Genomic DNA, 15,666 nt, shown 5'->3' with positions numbered 1-15,666 from the left:
CATCCCGCACACCGGAAACACAGCGATAATGTTAAAATAGCGCCCGCGCCGCCCGCCCGCGCCGCCAACCGTTTCAGTCAAGCACTCCAGCAAAGCACCCACATGGCCTACCAAGTTCTCGCCCGCAAGTGGCGCCCCAAAACCTTCGCCGACCTCGTCGGGCAGGAACACGTCGTCAAAGCCCTGCAAAACGCCCTGGGCAAAGGCCGCCTGCACCACGCCTACCTGCTCACCGGCACCCGCGGCGTGGGCAAAACCACCATCGCCCGCATCCTGGCCAAAAGCCTCAACTGCGAAAACCCGCAAGCCGGCGAGCCCTGCGGCCAATGCCAATCCTGCCGCGACATCGATGCCGGCCGCTTTGTGGATTTGCTCGAAATCGACGCCGCCTCCAACACCGGCATCGACAATATCCGCGAAGTGCTGGAAAACGCCCAATACGCGCCCACCGCCGGCAAATACAAAGTCTATATCATCGACGAAGTGCACATGCTCTCCAAATCGGCCTTCAACGCCATGCTCAAAACGCTGGAAGAGCCGCCCGAACACGTCAAATTCATCCTCGCCACCACCGACCCGCACAAAGTCCCCGTTACCGTATTGAGCCGCTGCCTGCAATTCGTGCTGCGCAACATGACCGCCCAGCAAGTATCGCAGCATTTGGCGCACGTGCTCGCCAGCGAACACATCGCCTACGAGCCCCCCGCCCTCGCCCTCATCGGCCGCGCCGCCGCCGGCTCCATGCGCGACGCCCTCAGCCTGCTCGACCAAGCCATCGCCATGGGTTCCGGCAGCGTGAACGAAGCCGACGTGCGCCAGATGATCGGCGCCGTCGATCAGCGCTACCTTTATGCCCTGCTGCAAGCCGCCGCCGCCCAAGACGGCGCCGCCCTGCTCGCCACCGCGCAGGAAATGGCCGGCCGCGCCATCGGCTTCGACAGCGCCTTAAGCGAGCTTGCCCTGCTGCTGCAAAAGCTCGCCCTGTTCAAAACCGTGCCCGCCGCCATCCCCGCCGACGACCCCGAGCACCCCACACTGCAGCAGCTCGCCGGCCAGCTGGGCGACGAACAAATCCAGCTCTACTACCAATGCCTCATTCACGGCAAGCAAGACCTCCCGCTTGCCCCCGACGAATACGCCGGCTTCGTCATGACCCTGCTGCGCCTGCTCGCCTTCGCCCCCCTCGCCGCCGAACACATCCCCGCCGGCAGCCACATCGCCGGCACCGAGCTGCACGACCCCGTTCCCCCAAAGCCCCATCCGGCTGCCCCGCCGCAGCCGGATAACGCCCCGAGGCCACCTGAAAACCACGCAGCAGAAGCCCCTCCCGCCCCAGCCGAACAAATGCTGCCCGAAAGCGGGTTTTCTCAACGCCAAAACGGCAACAGCACCCTTCCGCCAAACGAAAGTACGCCGCCAAAATCCGCTGCCAGCCATACAGAAAGGCTACCTGAAAAATTTTCAGGTAGCCCAATCGGCCCGTACAATCCTTCGTCAACCCCAAACGAATCCGGCAACCCAGTACCCGATTCAGCCGAACCCGGCCGCCCATATCCTACTGAGCCACAATCCAACCCGGCCGAAACCGTTCCCCCCGCTTTCGAGAGCAGCCCGCCGTGGGAAGACACCCCGCCGCCCGCCGGCTTTGAAGCCCCACAGCCCGACAGCCAGCCAAGCCAAAGGCTACCTGAAAGCCCGCCAACCAAGTTTCCGCACGGCCGAAACCAAGATGACAACCCGCCCCAACATGGGCATGATGCCACACCCCAAAACGAAACCGTATTAAACAGCCAAAGGCTACCTGAAACCGGGCAAAGCGGGCAAAACGAACCAGCCTCCGCCCCAACAGCCGATGCCGAAGCCGCCGAAATCGCCGGCACAGCCGCCCTCCCCCTGCCCAATGCCGACACCTGGCCCGGCATCGTGGCCGCCCTCGCCCCCAAAATCGGCGCCGCCCAAATGAGCGCCCAGCACACCGCCTGCCTCGGCTACGACCCGCAACAGCAGCAGCTCACCCTCGCCGTGGCCGATGCCGGGCAGGTCAGCATCAGCCGCGAACACATCCAGCGCATCGAACAGCACCTCGCCGCCGCCTACGGCCACCCGGTCGCCATCCGCACCACCGACTGGCCCGCCGACGGCAGCGCCCCCGAAACCCCCGCCATGCGCCAGCAGCGCCTGCGCCAGGCCGCCCGCGAGCAAGCACAGCACCTGCTCGAAAGCGATCCTGCCGCCCAAGACATCCTCAATCTCTTCGGCGCCCGCTGGCTGCCAGAAAGCCTTGTATTGCAGGAAGACGGCCGCACCTAAGGCCGAAACCTTTACCAAACACCCTTTCCCCACCCACTTTATTACAGGAGCACACCCATGTTCAACAAAGCCGGCCTCGGCAACCTGATGCAGCAAGCACAGAAAATGCAGGAAAAAATGAAACAGGCGCAAGCCGAGTTGGCCAACATCACCGTAGAAGGCGAGGCAGGCGGCGGCCTGGTGAAAATCACCCTCAGCTGCCACCACGCCGTCAAACGCGTCCAAATCGACGACAGCCTTGCCGCCGATGCCGCCAGCGACAAAGAAATGCTCGAAGACCTGATTGCCGCCGCCTTCAACGATGCCGCGCGCAAAGTCGAAGCCGCCGCCCAAGAGCACATGGCACAATTCACCCAAGGTCTCGGCCTGCCGCCCGGCATGGATAACTTCTTCAAATAACCCGCCGCATACAAAGCAGCCGGCTGTCCGAATCAAAGCGGGCAGTCGGCTGCTTTATATGCCGCATCATTTTTCAGGTAGCCTCAGCCCCTTTCCAAGCCAGCTGAAAGCCGGGCAACACGGGCTTTGTCAAAACCCGCCAACCACAAACGCAAGCCTCTGTTTCCTGCGATCTAGCCTTGCGGAAATAACGACTTCGCTGTGTGATGATTTTATTCCGGCTTCGCTGAAACTTATATAGTGGATTAACAAAAATCAGGACAAGGCGACGAAGCCGTAGACAGTACAGATAGTACGGCAAGGCGAGGCAACGCTGTACTGGTTTAAATTTAATTCACTATATTTTCAAGCAGCCGCCAATCCAACACCTGCCAAACAAAGGCTACCTGAAAGCGTTAAGCTTCAACGAAGTTTCTGTGAAGCCAAAATTTCAGGTAGCCTTTTGTGTACTGAAACACGCCGTTAATACGCGCCGATTTGCTCCGCCGCCTGCGCCACACCCTGCGACAGGGAATCCACCATGGCGGCGTAGCCGTCGCCCTGCTGCGAGGTTTGGATGCGGAAGGGAGCGGTGCGGCCATTTGGCCATTGGGCGTAACCGCTTACCAGCGTGTGGCCGCGGAAGCTGCCTTGGAACTGCTCGATATAAATCTTCAGCACAGGCAGGCCGTTGCCGCGGCCGTAGGGCACGAAGCGGGCGCCGCCGTGCCGGTTCAGCCGGTTGCTGAAGGCGGCGGCGAGGCTCTGATCCAGCGGCGCGGCCCATAGGTGATGGCGGGCGAAATTCAGGCGCTGCTCATCGGTTTGGTACACCAGCCCGCCCTGCCCCAGCGGCTCGGCCAGAATCACCTGCACGGCGGTTTGGCGCGCGGCCTGGCCGGCGGGCGGCACGAAGGCGCTGTCGGGCAGGCTGAAATACTGGGTGGCGGGGGCGGAGGCGCAGGCGGCGAGCAGCAGGGCGGCGGCCGGCGCGGCCAGCTTGGCAAGAAGGTTCATCAGCGGCTTCCTTTCGGGGTGGGATCGGTGGCGGAAGAATTGAAAATCAGGGCGTTGGGCTGCTCTTTCAGGGTGTTGAGCACGGGCGCGGCCTGCTGCAGGGTGCGGTCGATGCTGCGCAGGGTTTTCTGCACGTCGCCATACACGGGCGATTGCGGCGACACGCCTTGCAGCGTGTTGCGCAGTTCGGCCAGGGTGCGGTTCAGCTCGCCGGGCAGCTGCTGGGTTTGCGGCTGGCCGAGCAGGCGGTTGGCCTGCGCCAGCGTGCCTTTGAGCTCGGCCAGGCTGCCGTTGAGCTCGCGCACGGTTTTATCCAACGGCAGGCGGTTGAATTTGTCCAGCAAATCGGACACCTGCTGCTGCAAATCGCCCAGGCCGGCGCCGTTGCGGGTGGCGATCACGGTGTTGCCCTGATAGCTGGCCACGGGCTTGAGCATGCTTTGGCCGGGCGCTTCGGAAAGCTCCACAAACAGCGAGCCGGTGAGCAGGTTGTTGCTGGCGAGGGTGGCGCTTAAGCCGCGGTTGAGGGCGCGGCCGATCTGGTCGGCCCAGGCTTCTTTGCTTTGCGCGTCGGCGTTCATTTCCAGCCGCGAGGGGTCGATGCGGATGCGCACCGGAATCCAGCCGTTGTCGAACAGGCGCAGGCTGTCGTTGCGGTCGAAATAGGGTACGTCGGTAACCGTTCCCACGGGGATGCCTTTGTATTCCACCGGCGCATCCACCGCCAGCCCGCGCACGCTCTGCTTGAAGAACACCACGTAATACAGCGAGCGCTCATCGGCCTGATTATCTACTTCGGCGCGGTTGGCGTAGAGCTTAAACAGGGCGTTGTTGCCCACTTGGCCGCCTCTGTCGCCGTTGGGCGGGTCGTCGAAGGCGATGGCGCCGGAAATCAGCGCGGGTAGCGAGGGGCTGTCCACTTTCAGCCCGCCGTTGGCCAGCTCCACTTTCAGGCCGCTTTGCAGCCAGAAGCGTGCCTTGCTACCCACCAGTTTATCGTTCGGACTGGCAATAAAAATTTGATAAGACACTGTTTTGCTCACCGGATCAAACTCGGCGCTCTCCACGATGCCCACGTTGATGTCGCGATACATCACCGGGCTGCCGTTGCTCAAAATCTTGCTGCCGCCGCCTTTGAGGCGCAGGCGCAGGCCGCCTTGGGCGAAAGCGGCCACCGGCGGGAAATCGGCCACGGTGAATTCGTTTTCCTCTTCCGGGCTTTTGCCGGGCATCAGCGCGATATACGAGCCGGACACCAGCGTGCTCAAGCCGGTGATGCCGCTTTGGTCCACGCGCGGCTTCACGATCCAAAACTGGCTGTCTTTGCGCACCATGTCGCGGGCTTCGCCGGTGAGCTGGGCGGTGAGCGCCACGCCTTCATGCCCGGGGCGCAGGTGGATGGCGGTTACGCGGCCCACTTCCACGTCCAGCACCTTGATCACGGTGTTGTTCACTTCGATGCCTTCGGCATTGGCCATATACAGCGTGATTTCCGGGCCGGTGTTGCGGATGTGGTCGAACAGCAGCCAGGCGCCGGTGAGCAAGGCGATGAGCGGAATCAGCCACACCATAAAGGAGAAGCTGCGGTTGCGGCGGATTTCCGCCCGCGGTTCGTGTTCGGAGGAATGTGTTGTCATGGTTGGGATGCTTGGTTTTTAAAAAGGTTTTGGCTCGGGTGTTTTCAGGTAGCCTTTGTTCGGCTTGAGGCTACCTGAAAATCGGTTTGGCGTTTTTAACTTTGCAGAAACCCGGCCTCCTGCGGAAACCTCGCTTTAACTGCGTTGAAGCTCGCGCTTTCAGGTAGCCTTTGCCGTGTCCGCGCATGGTTTCCTATTTTTCAGGTAGCCTTTTCTTGGCCGGAGGCTACCTGAAAAACGCAACGCGCCAGAGCTTCTGCAAAGCGAAATGTCAGCCCGATTGTTTGCGCCGTTGGGCGGCTTTGTCCCACATCAGGCGCGGGTCGAAAAAGTGCGCCGAGAGCATGGTGAGCAGCACCACCAGGCAGAAATACAGCGCCGCCGGCCCGGGCACCACGCGCGCCAAATGCGTGCGGAAGGTGGACATCAGCATGATGATGACGAAAATATCAATCATCGACCAGCGCCCGATGGATTCGGTAATCAGATACAGCTTGGAAAGCTTCTGCGGCGCCATATCCGTGCCGAACTTGGCCGCATACAGCAACACGCCCATGGCGATGATCTTCAACCACGGCACCATGATGCTGGCGCTGAAAATAATCATCGCGATGTAGTGGTCGCCGTCGCGCCACATAAACCGGATGCCGCTGAAAATCGTGCTGCGCTCAATCACCGTGGGGTTGGACGACACCATAATCGTCATCAGGTTTGCCGGCAGCAGCAGCAGCAGCGCCGTCATCAGCAGCGCCAGGCTCCAACCCAGGCTGTTCGGCCGCCGCCTGTGCAGCCCCGAGCCGCAGATGCCGCATTCCGTTTCGCCCGCCGGCCGCTCAAACAAACACTTGCCGCAAAACACCGCGCCGCCTTCCGGCCGCAGCAAATCCCTGTCCCCGCGCAGCCGCCGGATTTGGTAATACACCCAATGCTCCGGCACCGACTGCGCCGTGCGGATCAGCAGCACCGCGAGTACAAACATCAGGTAAAACGCCGCACCAAACTGCACCTGCGCCACCTTGCCCAGCTTAATATACGCCACCAACGTGGAAATAAAAAACACGTCCACCATCATCCAGCCGCGCAGCCGCACCAGCCACCTCGTCGCCCGCAGCACCCCCGGCGGCGGCCGGCCCCACAGCAGCCCGCCATACACATACAGGCACAGCAGGCAAAACAGCAGCGGCGCGCCGAAAGTGAGCACAAACATCACCTCCGCCAAAAAGCCCGATTCCTGCAAAATCAGCACCTTCATCATTTCCGGCAGCGTGAGCGGCACATTCTGCCCCAGCACCGTCACCTGCATATACAGCCCGGAAAATACCACCGCCAGCATGATCAGCGAAGCCAAAGCCAGCGCCGGCGGCAGCATAAAAGGATTGGCCTCCACCCGCGCCAGCGGATGCCGGCAGCGCGGGCAAAACGCCGCCTTCCCCGGTTTGAGCGGCGGCAGGCGCAGCTCAAGCCCGCAGGAGTGGCAGGAAATATGGTGCGCCGGCATCACCGCCTGCGGCAAATGCAGGCGGTAGCGGCTGGCGCGGCGAAGCTGGGCAACTAAGTTCAAAAGGGAAACCGGCAGAAAAAAGAAAGGGCGATTATAGCCCAAAGCGGATTGGCAGCAAGGGCTTAAGCGGAGAGAAAGGCTGAATAGCTTTCAGGTAGCCTCTTGCGCGAAACCGGAGGCTACCTGAAAAACATCGGCAACAAACAACCCTGCCGCACGAGCCACATTGCCCTACTCACACCGATTCGTGCGGACAATCTGCTGGTAAACCCTCCGCACATTGCCCACATCGTTGATTTGGCAACGTCCGTTATGGCAACTAACGTTAAAGTGAGTGGTAACGGTTTTTCTAGGCTCGCCCGGATTGGCAAAATCTTTAAACGTTGCCTGAACCCTGTCTCCCTGCAATGGCGTCACCCTCAGCGTCCGCATCAAATCATCGGGCGCACCGCCATTCCCAATGCCCATATCGAAATGCCTAGCATATTCGCACTCAATCCCCTGGGCCCGGGTATTGACCCTATCGATAATCCGATAAGCCTGGTTCACAACCCGCTTAAATTCCGGCGAAGCATACGGCAGATAATCCTCTTTGGCATACGCCTGCCGCACAACCTGTATTTTCGCCTGCTCATCCAAGGTTTGCGCCTGTACAGCCGAAGCCATGAGCAACGCCGCCTGCGCCGCAATTATCATCCATTTTCCCATGTCTTTTCCTTTCAATATCCAATCGCAAATCATCTCGCGTATGAGCAAACTCATACCCTTCCCGCTTGAGCCGCACTATTTTTCAGGTAGCCCCAATCTTCACCCAAGGCTACCTGAAAATACCGCAGCAACAAAGCCAACCCCAGCCTACCCCAAACCCCGCACGCAGGCAAGCCGCCGCCCTACTCCTCAAAGCAATACGCCAGCGCCGCATAATCCGCCATCCTGTCTAGCGGCCACACCGTTTGCAGCCGCAGCAGGTGTTCGCGCGCCAAAAACAGGCGGATTTGCCCGATGCCGCTGGGCGGAACGCCATCCGTGGTTTCCGGCGGCAGCCAAATATCCGCGCACAGCCGCCCGCTGTCGATATACAGCGATTCAAACGCCGGTGCGAAGCAGGCCAGGCGCGAACCATCGTCATACCACAGTCGCAGTTCGCTGCATCCTTCCGCCGTGCCGATTTCCACGCAGTCGCAGTTTTGCTCCAAAGGAAACGGGTCGGCCGCCAGCATCAAAGAGAAAGGCCGGCGCAACAGCTCGATGCCGGCGCAATGGATTTCGTATATTTTCATGGTTCGCTCTAACCGTTAAACCAAGCCGATAAATTTTCAGGTAGCCTCCGCGCATGGCAAAGGCTACCTGAAAAGCACAAACTTCAACGGCACGGCTGCAAAACAGAAATATTTACTGCTTTGCGGCCTGCATATTGGCAATAAACCTGTCAAACAGATACCCCACATCCTGCGGGCCGGGGCTGGCTTCGGGGTGGCCTTGGAAGCAGAACACGGGTTTGTCGGTCAGCTCGATGCCCTGCAAAGTGTTGTCGAACAGGGAATGGTGGGTAATGCGCGCGTTGGCGGGCAGGGTATCAGCATCGACGGCGAAGCCGTGGTTTTGGCTGGTGATGACGACTTTGCCGCTGTCCAAATCCTGCACGGGATGGTTCGCGCCGTGGTGGCTGAAACGCATTTTCAGGGTTTTCGCGCCGATGGCAAGGCTGATGAGCTGGTGTCCCAAGCAGATGCCGAAGATGGGTTTGCCGCTGTCCATCAGTTTTTTCACGGCTTCGATGGCGTAGTCGCAAGGCTCGGGGTCGCCCGGGCCGTTAGACAGGAACACGCCGTCGGGGTTGAGTGCCAACACGTCTTCCGCACTGGTTTGGGCGGGGACAACGGTCAGGCGGCAGCCGCGCGAAGCGAGCATACGCAGGATATTGGTTTTCACGCCGAAATCGTAGGCGACGACATGATAGGGCTGCTCGGCAGGGGTAACAAACCCTTTGCCCAAAGCCCATTCGCCTTCCGTCCATTCGTAGGCTTGTTTGCAGGAAACTTCTTTTGCCAAATCTTTGCCCACCATGCTGCCGAATGCGGCGATGAGTTCCTGCGCTTTTTCAACCGTGGCGTCTGCGCCGGTGAGGATGGCGCCGCCCTGCGCGCCTTTTTCGCGCAAGAGCGTGGTCAGACGACGGGTGTCGATGTCGGCGATGGCGACGGTTTGGTGGCGCACCAGATAGTCGTGCAGGCTTTCCGATGCACGGAAATTGCTGTGCAAAAGCGGCAGATCGCGAATGATCAGGCCGGCGGCATAAACGCGGTCGCTTTCTTGATCTTCGGCGTTGGTGCCGGTGTTGCCGATATGCGGATAGGTGAGGGTAACGATTTGTTTGCCGTAGGAGGGGTCGGTGAGGATTTCCTGATAGCCGGTCATGGAGGTGTTGAACACGACTTCGCCGGAAGTCGATCCTTCATAACCGATTGATGTGCCGTGGAATACGCTGCCGTCGGCAAGAACGAGGAGTGCGGGAGTGGTCATGGTGCGGTGTCCGATAAGAGGGGTTCAATCCGAGAAAAAGCACGTTCCACAACCAGGCTCCGGTGTGCAAACGTGCTTCTGGGGCGGGTGCGCCGCCTGTCGGAAGCACACTATTTTACTGGACAACGCAACTTCGCGGCAAGGCGGGCCGCTCCGCCACACTATCAGGGAGGCTACCTGAAAAGCAAAATCAGTTTTGGTGTTGCAGAAATTCGGGGCGATGATTTTCAGGTAGCCCCAGCCCGAGATCATCAGGCTACCTGAAAACCAACCCGTTTGGCTGTTTTTATCTTTGCCTCCACGTTATACAAACAACCAAAAGCAATAATCTTAATGATTGACAGAACCCGCACCCAACCTTATTCTTCCGCCATGAGTACACACATGCTCATGGCTTAAACGATAAAAAACGTGAAGATAAAGATTAACCAAGCTTTATGGAGACGGAAAAATGAATTTCAGAGAGAACCCAAGCCAAACCAACCTGCCAGAAAACTTTGAGCTGCAAAGCGCGCAGATACCGGTTACCAGCTTTCGCGGGCTGATCATCGCCATTATTGCCGCCGTGGTGTCCGCCATCGCCTACCAGCTTTTGCCCTACGAGCACAACGTTAAGGCCGGGCTGACCATTTTGCTGTTTGTGGCGATTTTGTGGTTTACCGAAGCGGTGCACATCACCGTAACCGCGCTCACGGTACCGCTGCTGGCGATTTTCTTCAAAATCCCGGATATGGGCACCAAAGCGGCCTTTGCCGGCTTTTCTGATCCGATTATCTATGTGTTTTTCGGCGGTTTCGCGCTGGCGGCAGCCATGCACGTGCAGCGGCTGGACAGGAAAATCGCCATGTTGGTGATTGCGCTTTCGCGCGGTAATATGCTGGCAGCCGTGATGATGGTGTTTCTGGTCACTACGGGGCTTTCCATGTGGATCAGCAACACCGCCACCGCCGCCATGATGCTGCCGCTGGCCATGGGACTGATGGGGCACGTTGACAAGGAAAAAGACCGCAAAACCTTTGTATTCGTGCTGCTGGGCATCGCCTATTGCGCCAGCATCGGCGGCTTGGGCACGCTGGTGGGCTCGCCTCCCAATGCCATTGCCGCCAAAGCGCTTGATCTCGACTTTGCCGGCTGGATGAAATACGGCCTACCGATGATGCTAGTGCTGTTACCCTTGATGCTGTTTTCCCTGTTTGTGGTGCTGAAACCGAACTTTGCCGAAAAGGTGGATTTCCAACAGAAAGAAGACATCCCTTGGACGCTGCACCGCGTGATTACCGTCATCATTTTCGTGCTCACCGCGCTGTGCTGGATTTTCGGCTCGGAGCTGGGCAAAGCCACCGGCATCAAATCCATCGACAGTTTCATCGCCATGGTGGCCGCGGTGGCGGTGGTGATGTTCGGCGTGGTGAGCTGGCGCGAAGTGGCGCGCAACACCGACTGGGGCACGCTGATGCTGTTCGGCGGCGGCATCACCCTCTCCGTAATGATGGAAAAATCGGGCGCTTCCGCCGCGCTGGGCAATGAAGTGGCGGCCACGTTCGGGCAGGCGCACCCCTTGGTAATCATCCTGGTGGTGGCCGCCTTCATCATCTTCCTCACCGAGTTCACCAGCAACACCGCCTCCGCCGCGCTGCTGGTGCCCGTGTTCGGCACGATTGCCGCCCAAATGGGCATGAACCAGGAAGTGTTGGTGCTGATTATCGGCATCGGTGCCTCTTGCGCCTTTATGCTGCCGGTGGCCACGCCGCCCAATGCGATCGTATTCGGCACGGGCTTGATCAAGCAGAAGGAAATGATGCAGGTTGGGCTGCTGCTGAATATCCTCTCCATCATCGTGGTATCGGCTTGGGCGTATTTCTTCCTGATTTAGCCAGCCACACGCAAGCGTGCCCGGGCGATAGCGGGCGATACGCTTCGGCCGGATGAAAAGGCTACCTGAAAACGAGCTTCAAGGCAGTTTCTGCGAAGCCAAAATTTTCAGGTAGCCTTTTTCCGTTTTCAGTTTGTTTTGTGATTGGGGCTCGGTAGCCGTTTCAGACATCTGAAAAGTGCTGCCTTGCCCGGCCATTGTCTGTTTACGGCTGCAGATAGCGCCGCGCCATTTCATCCAACTGCTTATCGTATGCCCGGCAAAATGCAGTTCCGCCCACATCCGCCGGTTTGCCGGCCAATGCCGCCCCCACCGTTTCCCGCGTTACGGCTTCATTGACGAATTCATCGTGCAGGGCAAGCTGCCGCATCCTGATTTCCTCATTCAATTCACCATCTGCTGATATGGCGGAACATTCCCGCTCCCTTGCCCGCAAGCGGACAACTTCGGGCTGTTCGATATTTTTCTGGCAGATACCGGCGCGGAAACCCAACGTGCTCATATCCAGCAGAAAAACACGGCAATCCCGGATAGGCGGCTCGGCGGCGGCCAAAGCAGGCAGCAACGCCACGAAAGCAAAGATTTTCCTCAACATGGTTCGCTCCTTGGTTTTACCTATTTAAGGCTACCTGAAAGCGTGAGCTTCAACGCAGTTAAAACGAACGGAGTGAGTTTCTGCGAAGCTAAAACGCAAACTTCAGCGAAGTGAAAACTTGGGGCGGGTATTTTTCAGGTAGCCTCTGCGCAGGAAAGGGCTAGCTGAAATAAAGCCTCAATGAGGCTAAAACCATCCCCCTCCCCTGCTGCTCGTTTCACTGGCGCAGATAGCGCCGCGCCATCTCTCGCAAATAATTGTCATATCCGCTACACAACTCGGTTTTGCTCATATCAATCGATTTACCAGCCAGCACTGCATCCACTGTCTCCGGAGTTATCGCATCATTGATGAGCTCATCGCTCAAAGTGCGATACACCTCCCTAGCCTCCGCACGCACTACAGGATCTGCCCACGTGACAGCACATTCGGATTGTCGTTTTTCCAATTGAATCACATAGGGATGCTCGGCATTTTTACGGCATGCTCCAATACGGAAACCCAACGCGCTCATATCCAACAAGAAGGTGCGGCAATCTCGGATAGGCGGTTCGGCGGCAGCCAAAGCAGGTAGCAGCGCCGTTAAAGCAAAAACTTTTCTCAACATGATTCGTTCCTTGGTTTTGCATATTTAAGGCTACCTGAAAATTTAAGGCAAATATTTTCAGGTAGCCCCATAACATGACAACAAGGCTACCTGAAAACCAATACACAGTTTTCAAGCAGCCTTTAACAGCCCAACGGCCTCACACCACAATATTCACCAGCCGTTTCGGCACAACGATGATTTTCTTCGCCGCCTTGCCGTCCATAAACTTCTGCGCGCCGGCGGTGGCGAGCGCGGCGGCTTCGATGGCGGCTTTGTCGGCCTCGGCGGGCACGGTGATTTTGTCACGCAGCTTGCCGTTCACCTGCACCATCATTTCGATTTCTGTCTGCACCAGCGCGGCGGAATCGGCTTTCGGCCACACGGTTTCCCACACCTTGCCGCCCTCGCGCAGCTCGCCCCACAGGCTTTCGCAGATGTGCGGCACGATGGGCCACAGCAACAGCAGCACGGCTTCCAGCGTTTCCTGCGCCACTTCGCGGCCGTGCGCCTCGGCCAACGCGCCGCTCTTGGCGGTGGCATCGTATTGGTTCAGCAGCTCCATCACGGCGGCCACGGCGGTGTTGAACTGCTGGCGGCGGTCGTAGTCGTCGGTTACTTTGGCGATGGTGCTGTGCAGCTTGAAGCGCAACTCTTGCAGGCTGCCTGCCAGCGCGTTGTGGCTACCTGAAAACGCCGGCGCCGTGCCGCCCTGCTTAAATTCGTACACGGTGCGCCACAGGCGGCGCAGGAAGCGGTGCGCGCCCTCCACGGCGGCATCGTTCCATTCCAGCGACTGTTCGGGCGGCGCGGCGAACATCATGAACAGGCGGGCGGTGTCCGCGCCGTAGGTGTCAATCAGGGTTTGCGGATCAACGCCGTTGTTTTTGGATTTGGACATTTTTTCCATGCCGCCAATCTGCACGGGCTGGCCGTCGGCGCGCAGCACGGCGGAGGCGGGGCGGCCTTTGTCGTCCAGTTGCAAATCCACGTCGGCAGGATTGAACCATTCCTTGCCGCCGTCGGCGCGGTCGCGGTAATAGGTTTGCGCCAGCACCATGCCCTGCGTGAGCAACTGCTTGAACGGCTCGCGCACGGGCACAATCCCTTCTTCGTTCATCAACTTGGTGAAGAAGCGGGCGTAGAGCAGGTGCAAAATGGCGTGTTCGATGCCGCCGATGTATTGGTCGGCCTGCCCCCAATATTCCGCCGCTGCGGGCGCGACCATGTGCGCGTCGTCGCGTGGCGACATATAGCGGAACTGGTACCAGCTCGATTCCATGAAGGTGTCCATGGTGTCGGTTTCGCGCTTGGCCGCGCCGCCGCATTTCGGACATTTCGTCTCGTAAAATTCGGGCATTTTGGCCAGCGGCGAACCCGCGCCGTCGGGCACCACGTTTTCCGGCAGCACTACAGGCAAATCCTGTGCCGGCACGGGCACTTCGCCGCAGCTTTCGCAGTGGATGATGGGAATCGGGCAGCCCCAGTAGCGCTGGCGGGAAATGCCCCAGTCGCGCAGGCGGTATTGCGTTTTCGGCTCGCCCGCAGCAGCAGCCTGCAACTTGGCGGCAATCGCATCGAAGGCAGTCTGAAAATCCAAACCGTTGAATTCTCCTGAATTTATCAGCCGCGTGTTTTCCTTCGCACCATACCAGTCGTGCCACACGGCGGGGTTGTAGGGCTGCGGTTCGTCCAATTCGATAACCTGTTTAATCGGCAGGCCGAATTTATTGGCAAATTCAAAATCGCGCTCGTCGTGCGCGGGCACGGCCATCACCGCGCCGTCGCCGTAGCCCCACAGCACATAGTTCGCCACCCACACTTCCAGCCGCTCGCCGTTGAGCGGGTTGATGACGAAGCGGCCGGTGGGCATACCCTTTTTCTCCATCGTCGCCATATCGGCTTCGGCCACGCTGCCGGCCTTGCATTCGGCAATGAACGCTTGAAGTGCAGGCTGCTTTTCGGCAGCGGCGGCGGCCAGCGGGTGTTCGGCGGCCACGGCCACATAGGTCGCGCCCATCAGCGTGTCAGGGCGGGTGGTATACACTTGAATATAATCGGCATAATTTTCAGGTAGCCCTTCGCGGCTATCAGAGGCTACCTGAAAACGCACGTTCATGCCGCGCGATTTGCCGATCCAGTTGCGCTGCATGGTTTTCACCTGCTCCGGCCAGTCCAAGCCGTCCAAATCGGCCAGAAGCTGCTCGGCATAATCGGTGATTTTGAAGTAGTACATCGGGATTTCGCGCTTTTCCACCAGCGCGCCGCTGCGCCAGCCGCGCCCGTCAATCACCTGCTCGTTGGCCAGCACGGTGTGGTCCACCGGGTCCCAGTTCACCGTGCCTAGTTTCTTGTACACGATGCCTTTTTCAAACAATTTAGTGAACAGGAGCTGCTCCCAGCGGTAGTATTCCGGGCGGCAGGTGGCGATTTCGCGTTCCCAATCCAGCGCGAAACCCAAGCTTTGCAACTGGCCGCGCATATAGGCGATGTTTTCATACGTCCACTTGGCGGGCGCGGTGCCGTTTTTCAGCGCGGCGTTTTCGGCGGGCATGCCGAACGCGTCCCAACCCATCGGCTGCAACACGTTGAACCCGTTCAGCAGTTTGAAGCGGCTGCGCACGTCGCCGATGGTGTAGTTGCGCACGTGCCCCATGTGCAGCCTGCCGCTGGGATAGGGGAACATGGAGAGGCAATAGAATTTGGGTTTGGCGCTGTTTTCTTTGGCGTTGAAAACGCGGTGCGCCGCCCATTTTTCGCGGGCGGCGGGCTCGGTGAGGGAGGGTTGGTAGTGTTCTTGCATGATGGTTCTGCCGGCAGATTGAGCTAGTTTGGAAAACTGCGGATTATAAGCCAGCAGCGGCTCATCGCCAAACAGAGGAGGAAACGGAACAGAAAACAATAGAAGCATCAGCCTGCGGGGCGGGCAGACTTTGCTGGGAAAAGCGCCCCATCCAATAGAAACAAACCGTGCCCGCCGGCTGCGCCATCAGGCTACCTGAAAAATACAAATGGCAATCCGGCTCAAATTGAACATTCATTTTTGACGCCCTAGCACAGACAAAAAAAGCCATCAATACCAAGGGAGGAAGTATTGATGGCCAACTTGCGGGAAAACGTCTACTTACTATCCATGCCGCCTACCAAGAAGCAGCACAGGCGGGGCGCATTGTATAGAATGCTTTGATTATTGTCACTACTAATTGTTACTTTTTACCCAAATACGGCAGTTCGCTGCCATAAACT

12 protein-coding genes are annotated in these 15,666 nt (G+C 58.9%); 3 read left to right on the top strand and 9 right to left on the bottom strand.

Annotation, left to right across the window (positions count from 1 at the left end; all coding sequences use genetic code 11):
- Nucleotides 1-102 precede the first annotated feature (102 nt).
- Both dnaX and H9Q10_RS06500 read left to right on the top strand, forming a co-directional pair.
- Nucleotides 103-2,310, top strand: coding sequence for a DNA polymerase III subunit gamma/tau (gene dnaX / locus H9Q10_RS06505; RefSeq protein WP_197903153.1), 2,208 nt, complete (start codon nt 103-105; stop codon nt 2,308-2,310).
- A gap of 57 nt (nt 2,311-2,367) precedes the next feature.
- Nucleotides 2,368-2,709, top strand: coding sequence for a YbaB/EbfC family nucleoid-associated protein (locus H9Q10_RS06500; RefSeq protein WP_197903152.1), 342 nt, complete (start codon nt 2,368-2,370; stop codon nt 2,707-2,709).
- Between the two features lie 462 nt (nt 2,710-3,171).
- Here the strand turns inward: H9Q10_RS06500 and H9Q10_RS06495 are convergent, their stop codons facing one another.
- The 6 genes from H9Q10_RS06495 to carA all read right to left on the bottom strand — a co-directional run bounded on the left by H9Q10_RS06495 (nt 3,172) and on the right by carA (nt 9,366).
- The gene (locus H9Q10_RS06495; protein ID WP_197903151.1) at nt 3,172-3,705 is read right to left on the bottom strand and encodes a PqiC family protein; all 534 of its coding nucleotides are present in this window, start codon (nt 3,703-3,705) and stop codon (nt 3,172-3,174) included.
- A complete protein-coding gene (gene pqiB / locus H9Q10_RS06490) occupies nt 3,705-5,342 on the bottom strand; it encodes an intermembrane transport protein PqiB (RefSeq protein ID WP_197903150.1) in 1,638 nt (545 codons plus the stop codon). Before pqiB ends, H9Q10_RS06495 begins: the two co-directional genes overlap by 1 nt.
- A gap of 271 nt (nt 5,343-5,613) precedes the next feature.
- Nucleotides 5,614-6,903: a paraquat-inducible protein A gene (locus H9Q10_RS06485; protein ID WP_420841843.1), complete on the bottom strand. Its 1,290-nt coding sequence runs from the start codon at nt 6,901-6,903 to the stop codon at nt 5,614-5,616.
- A 171-nt stretch (nt 6,904-7,074) separates the two neighbouring features.
- Nucleotides 7,075-7,605: a hypothetical protein gene (locus tag H9Q10_RS06480; RefSeq protein ID WP_197903149.1), complete on the bottom strand. Its 531-nt coding sequence runs from the start codon at nt 7,603-7,605 to the stop codon at nt 7,075-7,077.
- 128 nt (nt 7,606-7,733) lie between these two features.
- Nucleotides 7,734-8,123: a hypothetical protein gene (locus tag H9Q10_RS06475; RefSeq protein ID WP_197903148.1), complete on the bottom strand. Its 390-nt coding sequence runs from the start codon at nt 8,121-8,123 to the stop codon at nt 7,734-7,736.
- Nucleotides 8,124-8,235: 112 nt separating this feature from the next.
- Nucleotides 8,236-9,366, bottom strand: a complete 1,131-nt coding sequence (gene carA / locus H9Q10_RS06470) for a glutamine-hydrolyzing carbamoyl-phosphate synthase small subunit (protein WP_197903147.1) — start codon at nt 9,364-9,366, stop codon at nt 8,236-8,238.
- A 451-nt stretch (nt 9,367-9,817) separates the two neighbouring features.
- Between carA and H9Q10_RS06465 the strand changes: the two genes are divergently transcribed.
- Nucleotides 9,818-11,239, top strand: a complete 1,422-nt coding sequence (locus H9Q10_RS06465) for an SLC13 family permease (RefSeq protein WP_197903146.1) — start codon at nt 9,818-9,820, stop codon at nt 11,237-11,239.
- Between the two features lie 205 nt (nt 11,240-11,444).
- On the opposite strand, the gene H9Q10_RS06460 is transcribed toward H9Q10_RS06465, so the two are convergent.
- The 3 genes from H9Q10_RS06460 to leuS form a co-directional block, all read right to left on the bottom strand.
- Nucleotides 11,445-11,834: a hypothetical protein gene (locus tag H9Q10_RS06460; RefSeq protein ID WP_197903145.1), complete on the bottom strand. Its 390-nt coding sequence runs from the start codon at nt 11,832-11,834 to the stop codon at nt 11,445-11,447.
- Between the two features lie 217 nt (nt 11,835-12,051).
- The gene (locus H9Q10_RS06455) at nt 12,052-12,441 is read right to left on the bottom strand and encodes a hypothetical protein (protein ID WP_197903144.1); all 390 of its coding nucleotides are present in this window, start codon (nt 12,439-12,441) and stop codon (nt 12,052-12,054) included.
- 139 nt (nt 12,442-12,580) lie between these two features.
- Nucleotides 12,581-15,223: a leucine--tRNA ligase gene (gene leuS, locus H9Q10_RS06450; protein WP_197903143.1), complete on the bottom strand. Its 2,643-nt coding sequence runs from the start codon at nt 15,221-15,223 to the stop codon at nt 12,581-12,583.
- Nucleotides 15,224-15,666 lie beyond the last annotated feature (443 nt).

The sequence above is a fragment of the Eikenella glucosivorans genome (assembly GCF_016025525.2).
In the GTDB taxonomy this organism is placed as follows: domain Bacteria; phylum Pseudomonadota; class Gammaproteobacteria; order Burkholderiales; family Neisseriaceae; genus Eikenella; species Eikenella glucosivorans.
This window is presented reverse-complemented; position numbering and strand designations above follow the sequence as displayed.

What these genes read in the sequence shown, in the direction of transcription:
- dnaX (WP_197903153.1), top strand. Translation starts at nt 103, where the DNA reads ATGGCCTACCAAGTTCTCGCCCGCAAGTGGCGCCCCAAAACCTTCGCC.
- H9Q10_RS06500 (WP_197903152.1), top strand. Translation starts at nt 2,368, where the DNA reads ATGTTCAACAAAGCCGGCCTCGGCAACCTGATGCAGCAAGCACAGAAA.
- H9Q10_RS06495 (WP_197903151.1), bottom strand. Translation starts at nt 3,705, where the DNA reads ATGAACCTTCTTGCCAAGCTGGCCGCGCCGGCCGCCGCCCTGCTGCTC.
- pqiB (WP_197903150.1), bottom strand. Translation starts at nt 5,342, where the DNA reads ATGACAACACATTCCTCCGAACACGAACCGCGGGCGGAAATCCGCCGC.
- H9Q10_RS06480 (WP_197903149.1), bottom strand. Translation starts at nt 7,605, where the DNA reads ATGAGTTTGCTCATACGCGAGATGATTTGCGATTGGATATTGAAAGGA.
- H9Q10_RS06475 (WP_197903148.1), bottom strand. Translation starts at nt 8,123, where the DNA reads ATGAAAATATACGAAATCCATTGCGCCGGCATCGAGCTGTTGCGCCGG.
- carA (WP_197903147.1), bottom strand. Translation starts at nt 9,366, where the DNA reads ATGACCACTCCCGCACTCCTCGTTCTTGCCGACGGCAGCGTATTCCAC.
- H9Q10_RS06465 (WP_197903146.1), top strand. Translation starts at nt 9,818, where the DNA reads ATGAATTTCAGAGAGAACCCAAGCCAAACCAACCTGCCAGAAAACTTT.
- H9Q10_RS06460 (WP_197903145.1), bottom strand. Translation starts at nt 11,834, where the DNA reads ATGTTGAGGAAAATCTTTGCTTTCGTGGCGTTGCTGCCTGCTTTGGCC.
- H9Q10_RS06455 (WP_197903144.1), bottom strand. Translation starts at nt 12,441, where the DNA reads ATGTTGAGAAAAGTTTTTGCTTTAACGGCGCTGCTACCTGCTTTGGCT.
- leuS (WP_197903143.1), bottom strand. Translation starts at nt 15,223, where the DNA reads ATGCAAGAACACTACCAACCCTCCCTCACCGAGCCCGCCGCCCGCGAA.